15 protein-coding genes are annotated in these 15,837 nt (G+C 64.0%); 8 read left to right on the top strand and 7 right to left on the bottom strand.

Annotation, left to right across the window (positions count from 1 at the left end; genetic code table 11):
- Positions 1-57: 57 nt before the first annotated feature.
- The 3 genes from glnK to DOM32_RS15705 form a co-directional block, all read right to left on the bottom strand.
- Positions 58-396 (bottom strand): P-II family nitrogen regulator, encoded by a 339-nt coding sequence (gene glnK / locus DOM32_RS15715; RefSeq protein WP_035476361.1) that lies wholly within the window; start codon positions 394-396, stop codon positions 58-60.
- 170 nt (positions 397-566) lie between these two features.
- A complete protein-coding gene (locus DOM32_RS15710) occupies positions 567-1,817 on the bottom strand; it encodes an ammonium transporter (protein WP_071231038.1) in 1,251 nt (416 codons plus the stop codon).
- Positions 1,818-1,842: 25 nt separating this feature from the next.
- Positions 1,843-2,181: a P-II family nitrogen regulator gene (locus tag DOM32_RS15705; RefSeq protein WP_071231037.1), complete on the bottom strand. Its 339-nt coding sequence runs from the start codon at positions 2,179-2,181 to the stop codon at positions 1,843-1,845.
- 312 nt (positions 2,182-2,493) lie between these two features.
- Between DOM32_RS15705 and DOM32_RS15700 the strand changes: the two genes are divergently transcribed.
- The 5 genes from DOM32_RS15700 (at position 2,494) to DOM32_RS15680 (ending at position 7,822) form a co-directional block, all read left to right on the top strand.
- The gene (locus tag DOM32_RS15700; RefSeq protein WP_110636173.1) at positions 2,494-2,820 is read left to right on the top strand and encodes an accessory factor UbiK family protein; all 327 of its coding nucleotides are present in this window, start codon (positions 2,494-2,496) and stop codon (positions 2,818-2,820) included.
- Positions 2,821-3,020: 200 nt separating this feature from the next.
- Positions 3,021-4,532 (top strand): YifB family Mg chelatase-like AAA ATPase, encoded by a 1,512-nt coding sequence (locus DOM32_RS15695; protein WP_110636169.1) that lies wholly within the window; start codon positions 3,021-3,023, stop codon positions 4,530-4,532.
- 54 nt (positions 4,533-4,586) lie between these two features.
- Positions 4,587-5,045, top strand: coding sequence for a MarR family winged helix-turn-helix transcriptional regulator (locus tag DOM32_RS15690; protein ID WP_071231034.1), 459 nt, complete (start codon positions 4,587-4,589; stop codon positions 5,043-5,045).
- A gap of 162 nt (positions 5,046-5,207) precedes the next feature.
- The gene (locus tag DOM32_RS15685) at positions 5,208-6,755 is read left to right on the top strand and encodes an MFS transporter (RefSeq protein WP_110636166.1); all 1,548 of its coding nucleotides are present in this window, start codon (positions 5,208-5,210) and stop codon (positions 6,753-6,755) included.
- 5 nt (positions 6,756-6,760) lie between these two features.
- Positions 6,761-7,822 carry an HlyD family secretion protein gene (locus DOM32_RS15680; RefSeq protein WP_157957093.1) on the top strand — a complete coding sequence of 354 codons (1,062 nt, stop codon included), beginning with the start codon at positions 6,761-6,763 and terminating at the stop codon, positions 7,820-7,822.
- Between the two features lie 43 nt (positions 7,823-7,865).
- Here the strand turns inward: DOM32_RS15680 and DOM32_RS15675 are convergent, their stop codons facing one another.
- The 3 genes from DOM32_RS15675 to DOM32_RS15665 all read right to left on the bottom strand — a co-directional run bounded on the left by DOM32_RS15675 (position 7,866) and on the right by DOM32_RS15665 (position 10,605).
- Positions 7,866-8,972: an aminotransferase class I/II-fold pyridoxal phosphate-dependent enzyme gene (locus tag DOM32_RS15675; RefSeq protein WP_110636160.1), complete on the bottom strand. Its 1,107-nt coding sequence runs from the start codon at positions 8,970-8,972 to the stop codon at positions 7,866-7,868.
- A gap of 101 nt (positions 8,973-9,073) precedes the next feature.
- Positions 9,074-9,607 (bottom strand): hypothetical protein, encoded by a 534-nt coding sequence (locus DOM32_RS15670; RefSeq protein ID WP_110636157.1) that lies wholly within the window; start codon positions 9,605-9,607, stop codon positions 9,074-9,076.
- Entirely contained in the window at positions 9,604-10,605 is a 1,002-nt protein-coding gene (locus tag DOM32_RS15665; RefSeq protein WP_071231030.1) for an alpha/beta hydrolase, read from the bottom strand. The genes DOM32_RS15670 and DOM32_RS15665 overlap by 4 nt, the downstream gene beginning before the upstream one ends.
- A gap of 222 nt (positions 10,606-10,827) precedes the next feature.
- Between DOM32_RS15665 and DOM32_RS15660 the strand changes: the two genes are divergently transcribed.
- Together DOM32_RS15660 and DOM32_RS15655 are read left to right on the top strand one after the other, a co-directional pair.
- Positions 10,828-13,029, top strand: coding sequence for a malate synthase G (locus DOM32_RS15660; protein WP_110636153.1), 2,202 nt, complete (start codon positions 10,828-10,830; stop codon positions 13,027-13,029).
- Positions 13,030-13,352: 323 nt separating this feature from the next.
- On the top strand, positions 13,353-13,769 hold the full coding sequence (locus DOM32_RS15655) for a PaaI family thioesterase (RefSeq protein ID WP_110636150.1): 417 nt from the start codon (positions 13,353-13,355) through the stop codon (positions 13,767-13,769).
- A gap of 29 nt (positions 13,770-13,798) precedes the next feature.
- Here the strand turns inward: DOM32_RS15655 and DOM32_RS15650 are convergent, their stop codons facing one another.
- Positions 13,799-14,185: a DUF423 domain-containing protein gene (locus DOM32_RS15650; protein WP_110636147.1), complete on the bottom strand. Its 387-nt coding sequence runs from the start codon at positions 14,183-14,185 to the stop codon at positions 13,799-13,801.
- A gap of 142 nt (positions 14,186-14,327) precedes the next feature.
- Between DOM32_RS15650 and DOM32_RS15645 the strand changes: the two genes are divergently transcribed.
- On the top strand, positions 14,328-15,824 hold the full coding sequence (locus DOM32_RS15645; protein WP_110636144.1) for an alanine/glycine:cation symporter family protein: 1,497 nt from the start codon (positions 14,328-14,330) through the stop codon (positions 15,822-15,824).
- Positions 15,825-15,837: the final 13 nt, after the last annotated feature.

Genomic DNA, 15,837 nt, shown 5'->3' with positions numbered 1-15,837 from the left:
TCGTCGCTGGCATCTGCTCCCTCAAGGGCGATATCCTGATTTTCGCAGCTCGCAGCTTTAGACGGCGTCCTTACCGGTCTCGCCGGTACGAATCCGGATGACCTGCTCCAGCGGCGAGACGAAGATCTTGCCGTCGCCGATCTTGCCGGTGTTGGCCACCTTGGTGATGGCGTCGATCACCTGATCGCTCATGCTGTCGTCGACGGCGACTTCGAGCTTGATCTTGGGGAGAAAATCGACCACGTACTCCGCGCCACGATAGAGTTCGGTATGACCTTTCTGACGCCCGAAACCCTTGACCTCGGTCACGGTAACGCCCTGTACGCCGATCTCGGATAGAGACTCACGCACGTCGTCCAGCTTGAACGGCTTGATGATGGCGGTAACCAGTTTCATGGAAGTTCTCCTCGCATGCGATAGACGAATGATGTGCGCTCAAGTCTGTAAGTAACCATTGTAAATGGCCCGGCAACTATTAGTTTAAGCATACACCGCTGATCGCGGGAATTAAAAAAGGCCCCCCGAAGGGGGCCAGGGGAGCACGCCAGCTCACTCGGTGTATCGGCTCACTTCTTGCCGACGTTGAATTCAGGATAGGCTTCCATACCGCATTCCGCGATGTCGACGCCTTCGTATTCTTCTTCTTCGGAGACGCGGATACCCATGACGGCCTTGATGATGCCCCAGACGATCAGACTGGCGATGAAGGTCCAGGCGAAGATGGTCACGATACCCAGCAGCTGGGCGCCGAAGGTGGCATCACCGTTGGAGAAAGGCACGGCGATCAGGCCCCAGATGCCAACCACACCGTGGACGGAGATCGCACCGACCGGGTCATCGATCTTGACTTTGTCGAGGGCCACAATGGCAATGACCACGAGCAGGCCACCCACTGCACCGATCAGGGTCGCGCCAAGAGCGGTCGGAGCCAGCGGCTCGGCGGTAATGGCGACCAGGCCAGCAAGGGCGCCGTTCAATGCCATGGTCAGGTCCGCCTTGCGGAACCACAGCTTGGCCAGAATGATCGCGGCGATGACACCGCCGGCTGCGGCTGCGTTGGTATTGACGAAGACCTGAGCGACGGCGTTGGCCTCATCGATATTGGAAACCATCAGCTCGGAGCCACCGTTGAAGCCGAACCAGCCCAGCCAGAGAATGAAGGTGCCCAGCGTGGCCAGCGGCAGGTTGGAGCCCGGGATGGCGTAGATCGCGCCGTTCTTGCCGTACTTGCCTTTGCGTGCGCCCAGCAGCAGAACCCCGGCCAGAGCGGCAGTCGCGCCACACAGGTGAACGACGCCGGAACCGGCAAAATCCTGGAAGCCGGCTGCATCGAGGAAACCGCCGCCCCATTTCCAGTAGCCCTGGATCGGGTAGATGAAGCCGGTCATGACGACGGCAAAGAGCATGAACGCCCACAGCTTCATGCGCTCGGCAACGGCACCGGAGACGATCGACATGGCCGTCGCGACGAAGACGACCTGGAAGAAGAAGTCGGAACGCGCGGAGTAGTAGACATCACCGCCGCTGGACATCACGTCGTCGACGCTGTTTTCCGCACCGATCAGGAAGCCGAGGCTCGGGAAGAAGCCGCCGCTCTCGCTGGAATACATGATGTGGTAGCCGACCAGCAGATACATGGTGCAGGCAATGGCGTAGAGGACAACGTTCTTGGTCAGGATTTCGGTGGTGTTCTTGGCGCGTACCAGACCCGCCTCGAGCATGGCGAAACCGGCCGCCATCCACATCACCAGAGCACCCGTCACCAGAAAGTAGAAGGTGTCGAGCGCATAGGAAAGTTGAACAACTTGATCATTCATTCTTTTGTCTCCTCGTTCCGCGCCGTCAAACGGCGTCGGCCCCGCGTTCCCCGGTGCGTATCCGGATCACATCTTCGAGTGGCGTGACGAACAACTTGCCGTCGCCGATCTTGCCGCTGTTGGCGGCATTGCGGATCGAATCCAGCACACCATCGACCCGATCGTCCTCGACAGCGACTTCGACCTTCACCTTCGGCAGGAAATCGACGACATACTCCGCGCCGCGGTACAGCTCGGTATGGCCTTTCTGACGACCAAACCCTTTCACTTCTGTGACGGTGATGCCCTGCACGCCGTTGTCGGCCAGTGCTTCACGCACATCGTCGAGCTTGAAGGGTTTAATGATGGCGGTGATGAGTTTCATCCCTTGTCTCTCCCGTAGTCGGCTTGCGCCTTCAGGTTACAGGCAGGACACATGCCACTCGTGGCCTATTGCTTTAAAATCAATGGCTTGTTTCGGTTTTTGAGCGGCTCGGCATGGCGACTCGTTACTGCGAACCGGGCAGATGCACCAAAGCAATGCATCCGGGTTTTTCTGCTGCACCTTTTGTGCGCAGGCGAGATGGCTCGTGTGCAGGCGAGATGGCGCGACTTTGCGTATGCTGAATGGTCAGCCATCGAGGCACTATCATCAGGCCCGGGTTATCAACGCATCAGGTAGCAAGGAGAGAACGTCATGTCGGCACAGGACCGATTCGAACGCTTGACCAGACAACTGGGTGACAGGTTGCATGGCGCGTCTCAGGCGCCGGGGGATATCCAGCGTAACGTGCAGGGCGTGTTGCGCGGGGCGCTCGAGCGCATGGAAATCGTCTCCCGGGAAGATTTCGACATCATGATGGAAGTCCTGCAACGCACACGAGAGCGCGTCGAGGCGCTGGAGGAGCAGGTCGCAGCACTGGAAAACACGCTCCAGAGCGAGCAGGCATCCCAGCCCAAGGTCGAGCCCCACGCGCCGCCCGCCGTTAACGAGGATGGCAGCGCGGATGGCACGAAGCCCTGAGCGAAACGAGCCTTTATCGAGGCCTGTCTTCCGGGTGGCTGGCGCCCACCGAAACTCGTATCGTGGCATATCCGCTTCCTGTCGTTACCAACCGGTTGCGATAATGCGTAACAGAATGTAGTTGTATAGGCTGAAGGGCATGCCGCTTCGGCATGCTTTTGGCCTGCGGCGACAGCCCAGGTGACGACCTGGGAGACGCTATGACCCTTGCCATCGTGCGCGCTCGCGCCAGCCTCGGACTCGAGGCACCGGAAGTCCTGATCGAAGTGCATCTCAGTAACGGTCTGCCGGGGCTGACGCTGGTCGGGCTGCCGGAGGCGGCGGTCAAGGAGAGTCGCGAGCGGGTTCGCAGTGCGCTCATCAATGCCGGGTTCGAATTTCCCTCTCGCCGCATCACGCTCAATCTGGCGCCTGCCGACTTGCCCAAGGACGGCGGGCGTTTCGATCTGCCCATTGCGCTCGGCATCCTGATGGCATCGGGCCAGATCCCTGTCGAGGCGGCCGAGAAACTCGAAGTCGTCGGCGAGCTGGCGCTGGATGGGGCGCTACGTCCCGTCACCGGCGTTCTGCCCACGGCGCTGGCGGCGCGCCGGGCGGGCCGCGGCCTTGTCGTTCCGCTCGCCAATGCCGACGAAGCCGCGCTGGCCGATGGCGTCGAAGTCTTCGCGGCAGGGCATATTCTCGAGGTAGTGGGTCATCTGCTGGGTCGGGAGAAACTCGCGCCGCACCAATTTGGCGCGCCAATTCGCGCTCGCGTGGCGCAGCCCGACATGGCGGACGTCAAAGGCCAGCATCAGGCGCGCCGAGCGCTGGAAGTCGCGGCGGCGGGTGGGCACAACCTGCTGCTGGCGGGGCCGCCCGGTACCGGCAAGACCATGCTGGCGAGCCGTCTGGCCGGAATCCTGCCGCCACTGACCCAGGACGAGTCGCTCGAGGTCGCGGCCGTGCGCTCGGTCTGCGGTCTGCCGATCATGGAGCGTTGGGGGCAGCGGCCGTTTCGCAATCCGCATCATACGTCGAGCAGTGTCGCGCTGGTGGGCGGGGGCTCGCGGCCGCGGCCCGGCGAAATATCGCTGGCGCACCAGGGCGTACTGTTCCTGGACGAGCTGCCGGAGTTCGACCGTCATGTGCTGGAGGTCCTTCGGGAACCGATGGAATCCGCCCAGATCCTGATCTCGCGGGCCAATCATCAGCGCCGCTTCCCGGCCCGCTTCCAGCTCGTTGCCGCGATGAACCCTTGCCCTTGCGGCCATCTCGGCGATCCGCGCCAGCGCTGCCACTGCAGCCCCGCGCAGATCCAGCGCTATCAGTCGCGGCTGTCCGGGCCGCTGCTGGATCGGATCGATCTTCAGGTCGAAGTGCCGGCGCTACCCGCGACGCAGCTCACCGACCAGACGCCCGGCGAGTCTTCCGCCAGCGTGATGGAACGCGTGCTGGCCGCCCGTGAGCGCCAGCAGGCGCGAGGATCACTCAATGCCCATCTGCCTGGCCCCGAGCTGGAGGCAGCGTGCGCGTTATCCTCGGATGAACGCCAGTGGTTCGCCAGCGTGCTGGACCGCCTCAACCTCTCGGCGCGGGCCTACCATCGCGTGCTGCGCGTGGCGCTGACCCTGGCCGATCTCAGCGGTGAAACGCGAGTCGGCAAGGCGCAGCTGATGGAAGCGATTGGTTACCGTCAACTGGATCGAATGCTGGGCGGCGACAGGCCTTGAGCCGACCCGAAATGCGGGGCAGCGAGCATCGATGAACAACGCAGGGGATATCAAATGAAGCGCCAGATCCTCGACACGCTGGGAGAACTCAGCTTCGTCAGCCGTGGTCGGCTGCAGGAAATGGCTCGCCGGGAGGGGATGACGCTGCAGCCGTTTCAGCAACGCGTGCTGTCGTTCGTAGGGCGCTTTCCCGATCAGAAGCAGCAGCAGTTGATGCAGCAGTTCGGACGCGACAAGGGGCAGGTGGCCCGTGCCTTCAAGGCGTTGGAACAGCAGGGACTCATTCGACGCTGTGGCCGCTCGACGCCCAAACGCATCGTCCAGGCGGAAATGACGCCGGAAGGGGAAGCTTACTTTCAGCGGCTCGAGCAGGTGCGTCTGACGCTGGCCGAGGCGGCGCTGGAAGGGTTCAGCGAGCAGGAGGCCCATCAGCTCGAAGCCTTCCTGAGGCGAATCATCCATAACGTCGGCCGGACCGAAGAAACGCCATCTGGCCAAGAACCCCGCGAATAGCGCGCCGCACCTCGGGCGTCACCGAGATTCCAGGCATTGATACCACGGCGTAAAGTTGACAAGATCAACTTCACGCTGTAGGTTTCCCACCTTCCAAGGCCCGAGCCGCACTGCATGCTCTCGAAGGTCTGATCACCAATATCTACGCGGTCAGAGAGTTTTATGTCCCTGCGATTGATCCTAGGCCTGGTGGGCATGCTGCTGGCCTGCATTGGCGCGGATATCAACCAGGAGGCGACATCGCTTGCCCTTGCGGACATCCGCGGTGCGCTCGGTTTCAGTGTCGATCAGGGCAGCTGGTTCACGACGCTCTATGCGACCGGCGCCGCCATGGGCATGCTCGTGGCGCCATGGCTGGCGATCACCTACTCGATGCGCCGGTTCGCGACGGCAGCAGTGCTTGCGCTGGCATTCCTCGGACTGGCCTGTACGTTGACCGAATCACGCGCGCTGCTGCTCGGCCTGCGTTGGCTCCAGGGACTGACCAATGGCTTTCTGATTCCGCTGCTGATGGCTGTGGCCCTTCGCTTCCTGACCGCGCCGATCAAACTGTTCGGTCTTGCGGCTTACGGGCTGACGGCGACCTTCGCGCCGAATATCGCCACGCCGGTGGTGGTCTGGGCCAACCATGGCCTCGGTATCACGTTCGTGTTCTGGGCAGTGATACCGGTTTGCGCGGTTGCCGCCGCCCTGATTCTCTATGGTCTTCCCCAGGATCCGGTTCGCCAGGAGCGATGGCGGCATTTCGACTGGCTGGGCTGGCTACTGGGATGGGGGCTATGCGCTTCCGTTGTCATCCTGTTCACTCAGGGAGAGCGGCTTGACTGGTTCAACTCATCCCTGATCCGCGCTCTGGGGTTGGCGTGTCTTCTATTGCTGCCCCTGTTTCTGGTGCGCTGCAGCTTCGGCGCGAATCCGCTGATTCGGCCGCAGCTGGTACTACGCATCAACTTCGGCTTCGGCGTCTTCATGCTGATGGGCGTGATCGCCCTCGGCGCCTCCAGCGCATCGCTGCCCGTGGAGTTTCTGGCCGACGTGCAGGGTTATCGTCCGCTTCAGAGCCTGCCGGTGACGCTTGCGCTCGCCTTGCCTTCGCTGCTGATGCTGCCGCTGACCGCCTATGTGCTGAACTTCGAACGCGTCGATGGTCGCTGGATCATGGCGCTGGGGCTCGTGCTGATGGCCGCGGCGAGCTGGTCGAACAGTTACGTCACCACCGACTGGATACGCGATCAGTTCTATCTCGCCCAGGTAATGGCGGCGGTGGGGCAATCGATGGTCGTGGTCGGCCTGCTGATGACCGCGACCGCCGTCGTCGATCCGATGGAAGGGCCGTTCGCCTCGGCCACGATCAACACCTCACGAGCGCTGGCGGGTCCCATGGCCAGTGGCCTCATCGGCCACTACCTGGCGCTGGCGATCGATCGCCACGTGCATGGCCTCATGGAGCGCATCGGCGCCATGCGGTTCGCTCTGGCGAACTCGGCATCATTGACCGGGCATAGCCGCGAAGCCTTGAGCTGGTCTGGTGCCACGCCATCCAGTGATGCCCTGCTGCAACTCTATGAGCAGGTCGAAACCAAGGCGGCGGCGCTCGCCTACGCCGACACCTGGCGTCTGCTGGCGCTGATAGCGCTACTGCTGTTGCCGTTCTGCCTGCTGCCCAAGCGCACCTTTGCGCCGCGATTCAACCGACCCAAGCCGATATGACCGCCATGAACCCCAATCCCGATGAAGTTCAACCCCGCTCCCGTAAACCGAAGGTCGTTGCCGGCGTTCTGCTGTCATGCGCCGTGCTGGCGGTAGCGTATCTGGCGTGGATCAGCTGGGGTGACGATGCCGTGGCCTGGACCAACGACGCCAAGCTGGATGCCGACTACACGGTGATCGCGCCGCGTGTCTCCGGGAATCTGGTTGCCGTGCATGTCGAAGATCATGACTACGTTCAGCGCGGCGACACACTGGTCGATGTCGATCCGCGCGACTATCAGGCGGCCGTCGATGCAGCCGAGGCGCAGGTGGCATCCGCCCAGGCGTCGCTGGCGGAGATCGAGGCCGAGATCGCCAGGCAGCCGGCGCTGGTGCGCAATGCTCAGGCCGTGGTTGCCGGTGACGTCGCCAACGCCAACTATGCCCGGCTCGATGCCGAGCGCTACCGGCAGCTGCGTCGCAACGGCAACGGTTCCGAGCAGAGCGCGCAACAGGCGGCCTCGAAAGCGGAGGCGCTGAACGCTCAGCGTGACGCGGATCAGGCCAATCTCGATAGCGTGCGACAGCAAACAGAGGTGCTGAAGGCGCAAAGAGAGAGCATCGAAGCACAGCTTGCGCAGGCCAAGGCGCAACGGGAGCAAGCTCGATTGGCGCTCTCCTACGCTCAGTTGAAGGCACCGGTCGATGGCGTGGTAGCCGAGCAGTCGGCGCGTGTCGGCGCCTGGGTGGATGCCGGCACCGCGCTGATGGCGATCGTGCCGGTGCAGGCGATCTACGTCACGGCCTATTACCGGGAAGTCGACATCACCCAGGTGCGCGTCGGCCAGCCGGTGACCGTCTCGGTCGATGCCTATCCCGAACTGACGCTGAAGGGGCATGTCAGGAGCTTGTCGCCGGCTACCGGTATGACTTTCTCGCCGGTGTCGAGCAACGACGCCGCCGGTAATTTCACCAAGATCGTTCAGCGCCTGCCGATCAAGATCGCGCTCGACCCCGGTCAGCCCGGACTCGACCGCCTCAAGGTCGGGCTCTCGGTGGAAACCGAAATCCACACCGCGGCCGACTGAGCTCGCGGACTGTCGAAGTCTGGCACCATCGCCGCCAGCCGTCTCAACGCCCCAGCGCCGCGGCGAGCGCATCCAGCCGTCCCGGCACCAGCGCGTCGTCGAGCGCGCTGATACGCAGCACGTGGCCCAGCGCCGGGTGTGCCGGCCGATGAATCAGCGTGCCCTCCGCCAGCAACCGCTGGTGGACCGTCTTGGCCTGTTCGGCGTCGTGCAGTCGCAGCGCGACGAAATTGGTCGTGCTGGGCAGCGCCTCGGCGCCGCGCTCGCGCAGCCACTGGCTTAGCGCCTCGCGCCGGTTCACCACCGCCGCCACGTGTTCGCGAGTTTCGTCAGGATGCAGCAGCACGATTTCCGCGGCCGCCAGCGCCAGCGAGGATACGGCGTAGTGAATCCTCACCTTCGACAGCATGGCGTGGGTTTCCGGCGTGGCGATGGCATAACCCACGCGCAGACCGGCGAGCCCGTGAGCCTTGGAAAAGGTACGGAGCCGGATCACGCCGGGCCATACCGCGTTGGCGGCCGGCGGCCACGCATCGTCGCGGAAGTCATGGTAGGCCTCGTCCAGCACCAGCGTGCAGTCGTCGGGAAGGCTCTCGCGCAGCGTCATCACGTCGGCGTCGCTGTGGAGGTGGCCGCTCGGGTTGTCCGGGTTGGCGAGATAGACGACGCGGGCGTTCTCGCGATTGGCCGCGGCCGCCAGCGCGCCGAGATCCGGCGCCAGATACCCCGGGCCGGTCGCGTACTCGATTTCCACCTGACGACAGCCCTGTCCGCGTACGAAGTAGCTCCAGGTCGGATAGGTGCCCGCGCTGGTGATGACTGTGTCGCCCGGTTCGCACAGGGCGCGCAGCGTCAGCGCCATCAGGCTGTCCGCGCCCGCATCCACCAGCAGAGCGTCTTCCGGCAGCGCCAGGCTTTCGGCCAGCAGCCGGCGAACCTGCCACGCTTCGGCGTCGCCGTAGGTGCGGGCGAGATCGGCGAACTCGCCGCCGAATCGCGCCGTCAGCGCGCGGTGGGGCATATCGAGCCCCTCGTTGGAGCCGATGCGGTGGGGGAGGGAATGACCCAGGCGGCGTTCCAGCGCCTGCAGCCCGGGGAACGGGTTGTGGGGACCGTCCTGGTCGACGAGGTGACGAGCAAAGCGTGACATGGGCATCTCGGTCATGAACGTTGGCGATGTGAAGGGTGGTCGTGGTCGAGCGTAACAGTTGGCGATGGCGGACAAGGATAGCGGGTGATTGCCGGCGAGGCTCACGGCGCCGGCGTGGATTCGGTCGCCGGCAGCGCATCGAGATCCACCGCACCGCTGGCTTGCCACTGCCAGTGGGAGCGCTCTTTCCCCGGCCGGGAGAGGTCGAACTGCAGCCGATAGGGCTGCAGGACGCGATCGCTCAAGCGCAGTGGCGGCGCCTCGGCGCTCAGGCGAGCCTGCAGCAGCCACTGTTCGCTGCTGCTCCGCGACATCGAGGCGGGCATCCAGTCCAGGACATGGGGGGAATTTTCCTGGCTAAGCAGCCCGCGTGCCAACGCTTCGTTGAGCGCATCGGGCGTGATCGGCAAGGTGGCGTCGACCTCCGCCGGCTGCAGCAGGATGGTGACGGCAGCAGGGTCGGCGGGCGCCCAGGGCGGGTCTTCGAGCAGCCCGTGCGCCGCGTTGTCCGCCAGCCCCCGCAGCGCTTCGCGAGCGTCCGGCGGGCCCGGGGCCAGCCCCGCGCAGCCGCCTAATATGACGGGAAGCATGACCAGCAGCGCGCCGAGCAGGATCGTGTCGAACAGCGGCTTCATGGCACCGACTTGGTCAGGGGAGCGGGCGGGTGCGTCGCGGCGAAGCGCATCAGGAAATCGTCGAGCGCCGCGAACAGGACGTGGCGAATCGGCTCCGCCTCGTTGACCAGGTGGTGTCGTGCCTCGGGGTGGCGCACCACCTGGGCCTGCGGAAACTTCCTGCGCAGTGCCTTCAGGTTCCAGCTCCAGTCGACGGTCAGATCCTGCTCCCCCTGCAGAATCAGCACGGGCAGCTCGCTGGGCGGGCGCTTGAGCAGTGTCGGCATCCAGCGGCGCATCGCGGTGACCCAGGTCAAGGCCAGGTGATCGTCCTGCAGCGGGTCGTGAAGGCGCAGGAAATCGGCGAAATCGAGGTTGGTGGTATTGGCGCGATACTTGCGGGGGATGGTATCCACGAAGGGGCTGGCGATACGGTGGAGCCAGCGCGACTGGTTCCAGCCCCAGGGGCGGACCAGCGGCGCCAGCAGTACCAGGCCTTGCCAGGGCGCCTGTTCACCGCGAGCCAGCGCATCGGTGGCCACGATCGAGGCGCCGGTACTCTGGCCGATCGCCAGCCACGGCCCTGGGGCGAGAGAGAGATCCGCTATCTGCCGTTCGATATGGTTGAAGCACTTCACGTAATCGGTAAAGTCATCGATGGTCGCGCGGGCGCCGCTGGAGAGCCCGTGTCCGGGCAGATCCCACATCACGACCTGCCAGTCCTGTGCCAGCAGGCGCTCGAGCAGATGGCCATAAAGGCCGAGATGATCGAAGTAACCGTGAACCACGAAGATCGTTCCGCGAGGCGCGGGCGGGGCCCATACCTGAGTCCACAGTTCGAAGGTTCTGCCTCCCTCTCCCTCGGCCTGCAGAAAGCCGGCATGAAGCCGGATGTCTTCGTTGGCCTGCAGTAACGCTGCCAGCTGGTAGTGATCGAGATAGCTCGCCAGCGGCGAATCGGTGGGCGCTTCGATATGGCGGACGGTGCCAACGGTCTTCAGTGGCGAAAAGTCGAGCATGCGTGTGTCTCCTGGTCCGCCTATGCTACTCGCCGTGCGCTGTCGAGGCCATGATGCAGGCCTGAACGGATAGTGGTAACGAAGGTCGAAGGAGACAACGCCCGCCGGGCTGATTATGATGTCGAACGGTTATGGAAATATTTTCCACAAACGGTCTTTCGGGCTCGATGGCGTCGCGGAGCGACGGCCATGGCTTGGGCGACTGCCGATCTGGAGGCTGACATGACATCCGATACGACAAAACGTACCACTCATCACCGGCTACAGGTAGCCGCCGAGCTCGAGCGCTTCATCATCGACGAAGTGCTGCCGGGCACCGGTGTCGAGGCCGAGTCGTTCTGGGCCGGCTTCGATGCGCTGGTTCACGATCTGGCTCCCCGCAATCGGGAACTGCTGGCCGAGCGCGATCGCCTCCAGGCCAGGCTCGATGAATGGCACCGGGCCAATCCGGGCGAGATCAAGGACATGTCGGCCTACCGCGCCTTCCTGAAGGAGATCGGTTATCTGGTCGAGGCGCCGGCCAGCGTGCAGGCCACCACGACCAACGTCGATGCCGAAATCGCGCGCCAGGCCGGGCCGCAGCTGGTGGTGCCGGTCAACAATGCGCGTTATGCGCTCAACGCGGCCAATGCGCGTTGGGGCAGCCTCTACGATGCGCTCTACGGCACCGACGCGATCAACGAGGCCGATGGCGCCGAGAAGGGGAGCGGCTACAACCCCAAGCGGGGCGCCAAAGTGATCGGCTACGCGCGCAACGTGCTCGATATGGCGGCACCGCTGGCTACCGGGTCGCATCGGGAAGCGGTTGGCTATGCCGTTCGCGATAACCGGCTGTCGGTCACGCTCGAAGGCGGGCGCGACACCGGCCTGAAGAATCCCGGCCAGTTCGTCGGCTTCCGCGGCGACGCGGCATCGCCCGAGGCGATCCTGCTCTCCAACCATGGCCTGCATCTCGAGATCCAGTTCGATGCCGAGCATCCGATCGGCAAGACGGATCCGGCGCACGTGAAGGATCTGCTGGTCGAGGCGGCGGTCACCACGATCATGGATTGCGAGGACTCCGTCGCCGCCGTCGACGCCGAAGACAAGACGCTGGTCTATCGCAACTGGCTCGGCCTGATGAAGGGCGATCTCGAGGAGCGCTTCGAGAAGGGCGGCAAGACCGTGACCCGGCGTCTCAATCCGGATCGCGACTATACCCTGCCGGATGGTGGCTCGCTGACGCTGCCGGGCCGCTCGCTGATGTTCGTGCGCAACGTCGGCCACCTGATGACCACGCCGGCCATTCTCGATGGCGAGGGCAGCGAGATCCCCGAGGGCATTCTGGATGCGGTGATGACCTCGCTGATCGGCCTGCATGATTTGAAGCAGGAGCGCGGCAACTCGCGTGCCGGATCGCTCTATATCGTCAAGCCCAAGATGCATGGCCCCAAGGAAGTCGCCTTTGCCGACGAGCTGTTCAGGCGTGTCGAGCAACTGCTCGGGCTGCCTGCGAACACGCTGAAGATGGGCATCATGGACGAGGAGCGCCGCACCTCGGTCAACCTCAAGGCCTGCATCGACGCGGCCTCCTCGCGGGTCGCCTTCATCAATACCGGCTTCCTCGATCGTACCGGCGACGAGATGCATACCGCCATGAACGCGGGACCGATGCTGCGCAAGGGCGACATGAAAGGCAGCAAGTGGATCGCCGCCTACGAGCGCAGCAACGTGCAGATCGGGCTGGCCTGCGGGCTGCGCGGACGGGCCCAGATCGGCAAGGGCATGTGGGCGATGCCGGATCTGATGGCGGCGATGCTCGAGCAGAAAGTGGGGCATCCCAAGGCCGGCGCCAACACTGCCTGGGTGCCGTCACCGACCGCGGCGGTGCTGCATGCGCTGCATTATCACCAGATCGATGTGGACGCCATTCAGCGCGACCTGGAAGATCAGGGCCGCGAGCTGGAGAGCCAAGGGACAAGCGACCTGCTCGATGACCTGCTGACCGTGCCGGTCGACCCCAACGCCGCCTGGAGCGCCGAGGAGATCCAGCAGGAGCTCGACAACAACTGCCAGGGCATTCTCGGCTACGTGGTGCGCTGGGTCGAACACGGCGTTGGCTGTTCCAAGGTGCCGGATATCCACGACGTCGGGCTGATGGAAGACCGCGCCACGCTGCGTATCTCCAGCCAGCACATCGCCAACTGGCTGCACCACGGCATCGTCGATGAAGCCCAGGTGCGCGAGACGCTGGAGCGCATGGCCAAGGTGGTGGACGAGCAGAACGCCGGCGACCCGAGCTATACGCCGATGACCTCGCACTTGACGGACTCCACCGCCTTCCAGGCCGCTTCGGATTTGATCTTCAAGGGTCGTGAACAGCCTTCCGGCTACACCGAGCCGTTGCTGCACCACTGGCGTGCCGTGGACAAGGCGAAGCACTAGGCTACGAGCTACGAGCTACGAGCTACGAGCTACGAGCTACGAGCTACGAGCTACGAGCTACGACTGCGCCGGCTTCGGGGCGCTAAACAGCAGCTACGGGCTACGAAAAGGGCCAGCGACTGATGTCGCTGACCCTTTCCTTCGCTACAAGCACATGCTGACTTTCGCGGCTCGCGGCTCGCGGCTCGCGGCTCGCGGCTTACGGCTCGCGGCTCGCAGTTTTCCCTCTGTGACTTGCTGGTGGCTTGCGCTATCTTGACGGCAGCGCTGTTTCCCCGTCGAATCCTGTGCCGCCTGTCGCGCCGCCGTCCAGGGAGAGTCCGATGACCGTAATGACCGCCGCCGAAATCGAGGATTTCCTCGATGACGTCTTTCCCCAGCGTCAGGGCACCATCGAGGCCGTCGATCACATGCGGGCAACCATGAGCCTGGCGATCGAGGACGAGCATCTGCGCCCCGGCGCCTGTGTCTCCGGCCCGACGATGGTCAATCTGGCCGATGTCTGTCTCTACGTGGCGGTTCTGGCCCAGATCGGGCCGGAGGCAATGGCGGTGACCAGCAACCTCAATTGCCATTTTCTGCGGCGTGCGCGCAGCGATCGGGACCTGATCGCCAACGCACGCATTCTCAAGCTCGGCCAGCGTCTCGCGGTAGGCGAGGTCCAGCTCTTTTCCACTGGCGACGACGAGCCCGTCGCGCTGGTGACGGCGACCTACGTGCTGCCGGATCGGGATGATTGACGCGCGGGTCCGATGCAGGACGCTTCGATCTACGCCGTAGCCGGCCGTTGACGCCAGGCACTCCATGCCAGCACCAGCCAGCCCGCCATCAACAGCAGACCGCCGAAGGGCGTGACGATCCCCAGCGGGCGTGCGCCAACGAGCACCAGGCAGTAGAGCGAGCCGCTGAACAGCACCATGCCCGCGAACCAGAGACCGACGGCGAGCATCTGCCCCCGCAGGGCGCGTTGTCCATGCCAGGCGAGCACGGCCATGATGGCCAGGGTGTGCCAGGCTTGGTAGCGCACGGCGGTATGAAAGACTTCAAGATCGCGCGGGGAGAGCGTGCTGGCCAGCGCATGGGCGCCAAAGGCACCGGCCGCCACGAGAACGAATCCGCTCAGGGCAGCGAAACTCCAGGCCCACTTTTGATGCATGTTGCGACTCCTTGATGGCGACTATGCTTCTAGAGGGCGTCAGCCGCGGAATTGACGCCCGCTAGTCTAGCGCGTAAAAAACCGCCTCGGCAGCCGCCCTGCAGCGTTTGCGACGTCATCGTTATCCATAAGGATCTCCGAAATGGAATTCATCAACACGCTTCACGACGCGGTCTACGCGGTCATGACTCCGATCAGCGAATTCGTCTGGACCTATATTCTGCTCTATCTGCTGTTGGGTGCGGGAGTTCTGTTCACTGTGCTCACCGGTTTCATGCAGTTCCGGCTGTTCGGTCACATGGCTCGCGTCACCTTCAACAGCCGCGGCTCCGGCAGTGGCGTCAGCGGCTTCCAGGCCTTCGCGACCTCGCTGGCGGCGCGGGTCGGCACCGGCAACCTCGCTGGCGTGGCGATCGCGCTGTGGGTCGGCGGCCCCGGAGCGATCTTCTGGATGTGGATGACGGCGCTGGTCGGCTTCGCGACCTCGTTCATCGAGTCGACCCTGGCCCAGACCTACAAGAAGCGCAACGAGGACGGCGTCTTCCGCGGCGGCCCCGCTTACTACATCGAGCGGGCGCTGGGGCAGCGCTGGATGAGCGTGCTGTTCGCCATTTTCCTGCTCATCGCCTACGGCCTGGCCTTCAACGGCGCGCAGTCCAACACCATTGCGCAGGGGCTGTCCCAGGCGTTCTCGATCCCCAACTGGGTGACCGGCGTCGCGCTAGTGATCATCACCGCGCTGGTGATCTACGGCGGGCTCAAGTCCGTGGCGCGCACCGCCGAGAAGATCGTGCCGATCATGGCCATCGGATACTTCCTGGTGGCGCTGTACGTGCTGGTGATGAATATCAGCGAGGTGCCGGCCATGCTGGAACTGATCGTCAAGAGTGCCTTCGGCTATGGCCCGGCGGTGGGCGGCGCCGTCGGTTACACCATCAAGATCGCGATGGAAAACGGCATCAAGCGTGGCCTGTTCTCCAACGAAGCGGGCATGGGCTCGGCGCCCAACGCTGCCGCTCAGGCTGATGTCAAACATCCGGCGGCCCAGGGGCTGGTGCAGTCCTTCGGCGTATTCATCGATACCCTGGTGATCTGCAGCTGCACGGCAGTGGTGATCCTGCTCTCCGGCGTCTACGAGCGCCTGATGAGCACCTCGCCGGGCCAGGATATCGTCGGCATCCAGTTGACCCAGGACGCGATGGTCGATCACCTTGGCAGCTTCGGCGAGATCTTCATCGCGATCGCCATCTTCCTGTTCGCGTTCACCTCGATCATCGCCAACTTCTCCTACTCGCAGATCAACATCGAATATCTGTTCCGGGACCGTGGCAAGGCCGCGGTTTCGGTACTGCGGGTTGCGGTGCTGGCAATGGTCATGATCGGCTCCGTAGCGCAGTTGCAGTTCGTGTGGGACTTTGCCGATCTCGCCATGGGGCTGATGGCCACGACCAACCTCATCGCGATTCTGCTGCTGTGTCCGATCGCGCTGCGCGTGCTCAAGGATTACGAGCGTCAACGCAAGGCGGGCGTGCACGAGCCGACGTTCGATCCCAAGAAGGTGCTGAAGCGCCCCGAACAGGTCGACGCCGACGTCTGGCCCGCGCGCGAAAGCACCGACCGAGTCGCGCGCGACGCCTGACCGGGATGCCTGG

Origin of the sequence: Salinicola salarius (assembly GCF_003206135.1) — a bacterium.
GTDB classification, from domain to species: Bacteria; Pseudomonadota; Gammaproteobacteria; order Pseudomonadales; family Halomonadaceae; genus Salinicola; species Salinicola salarius.
This window is presented reverse-complemented; position numbering and strand designations above follow the sequence as displayed.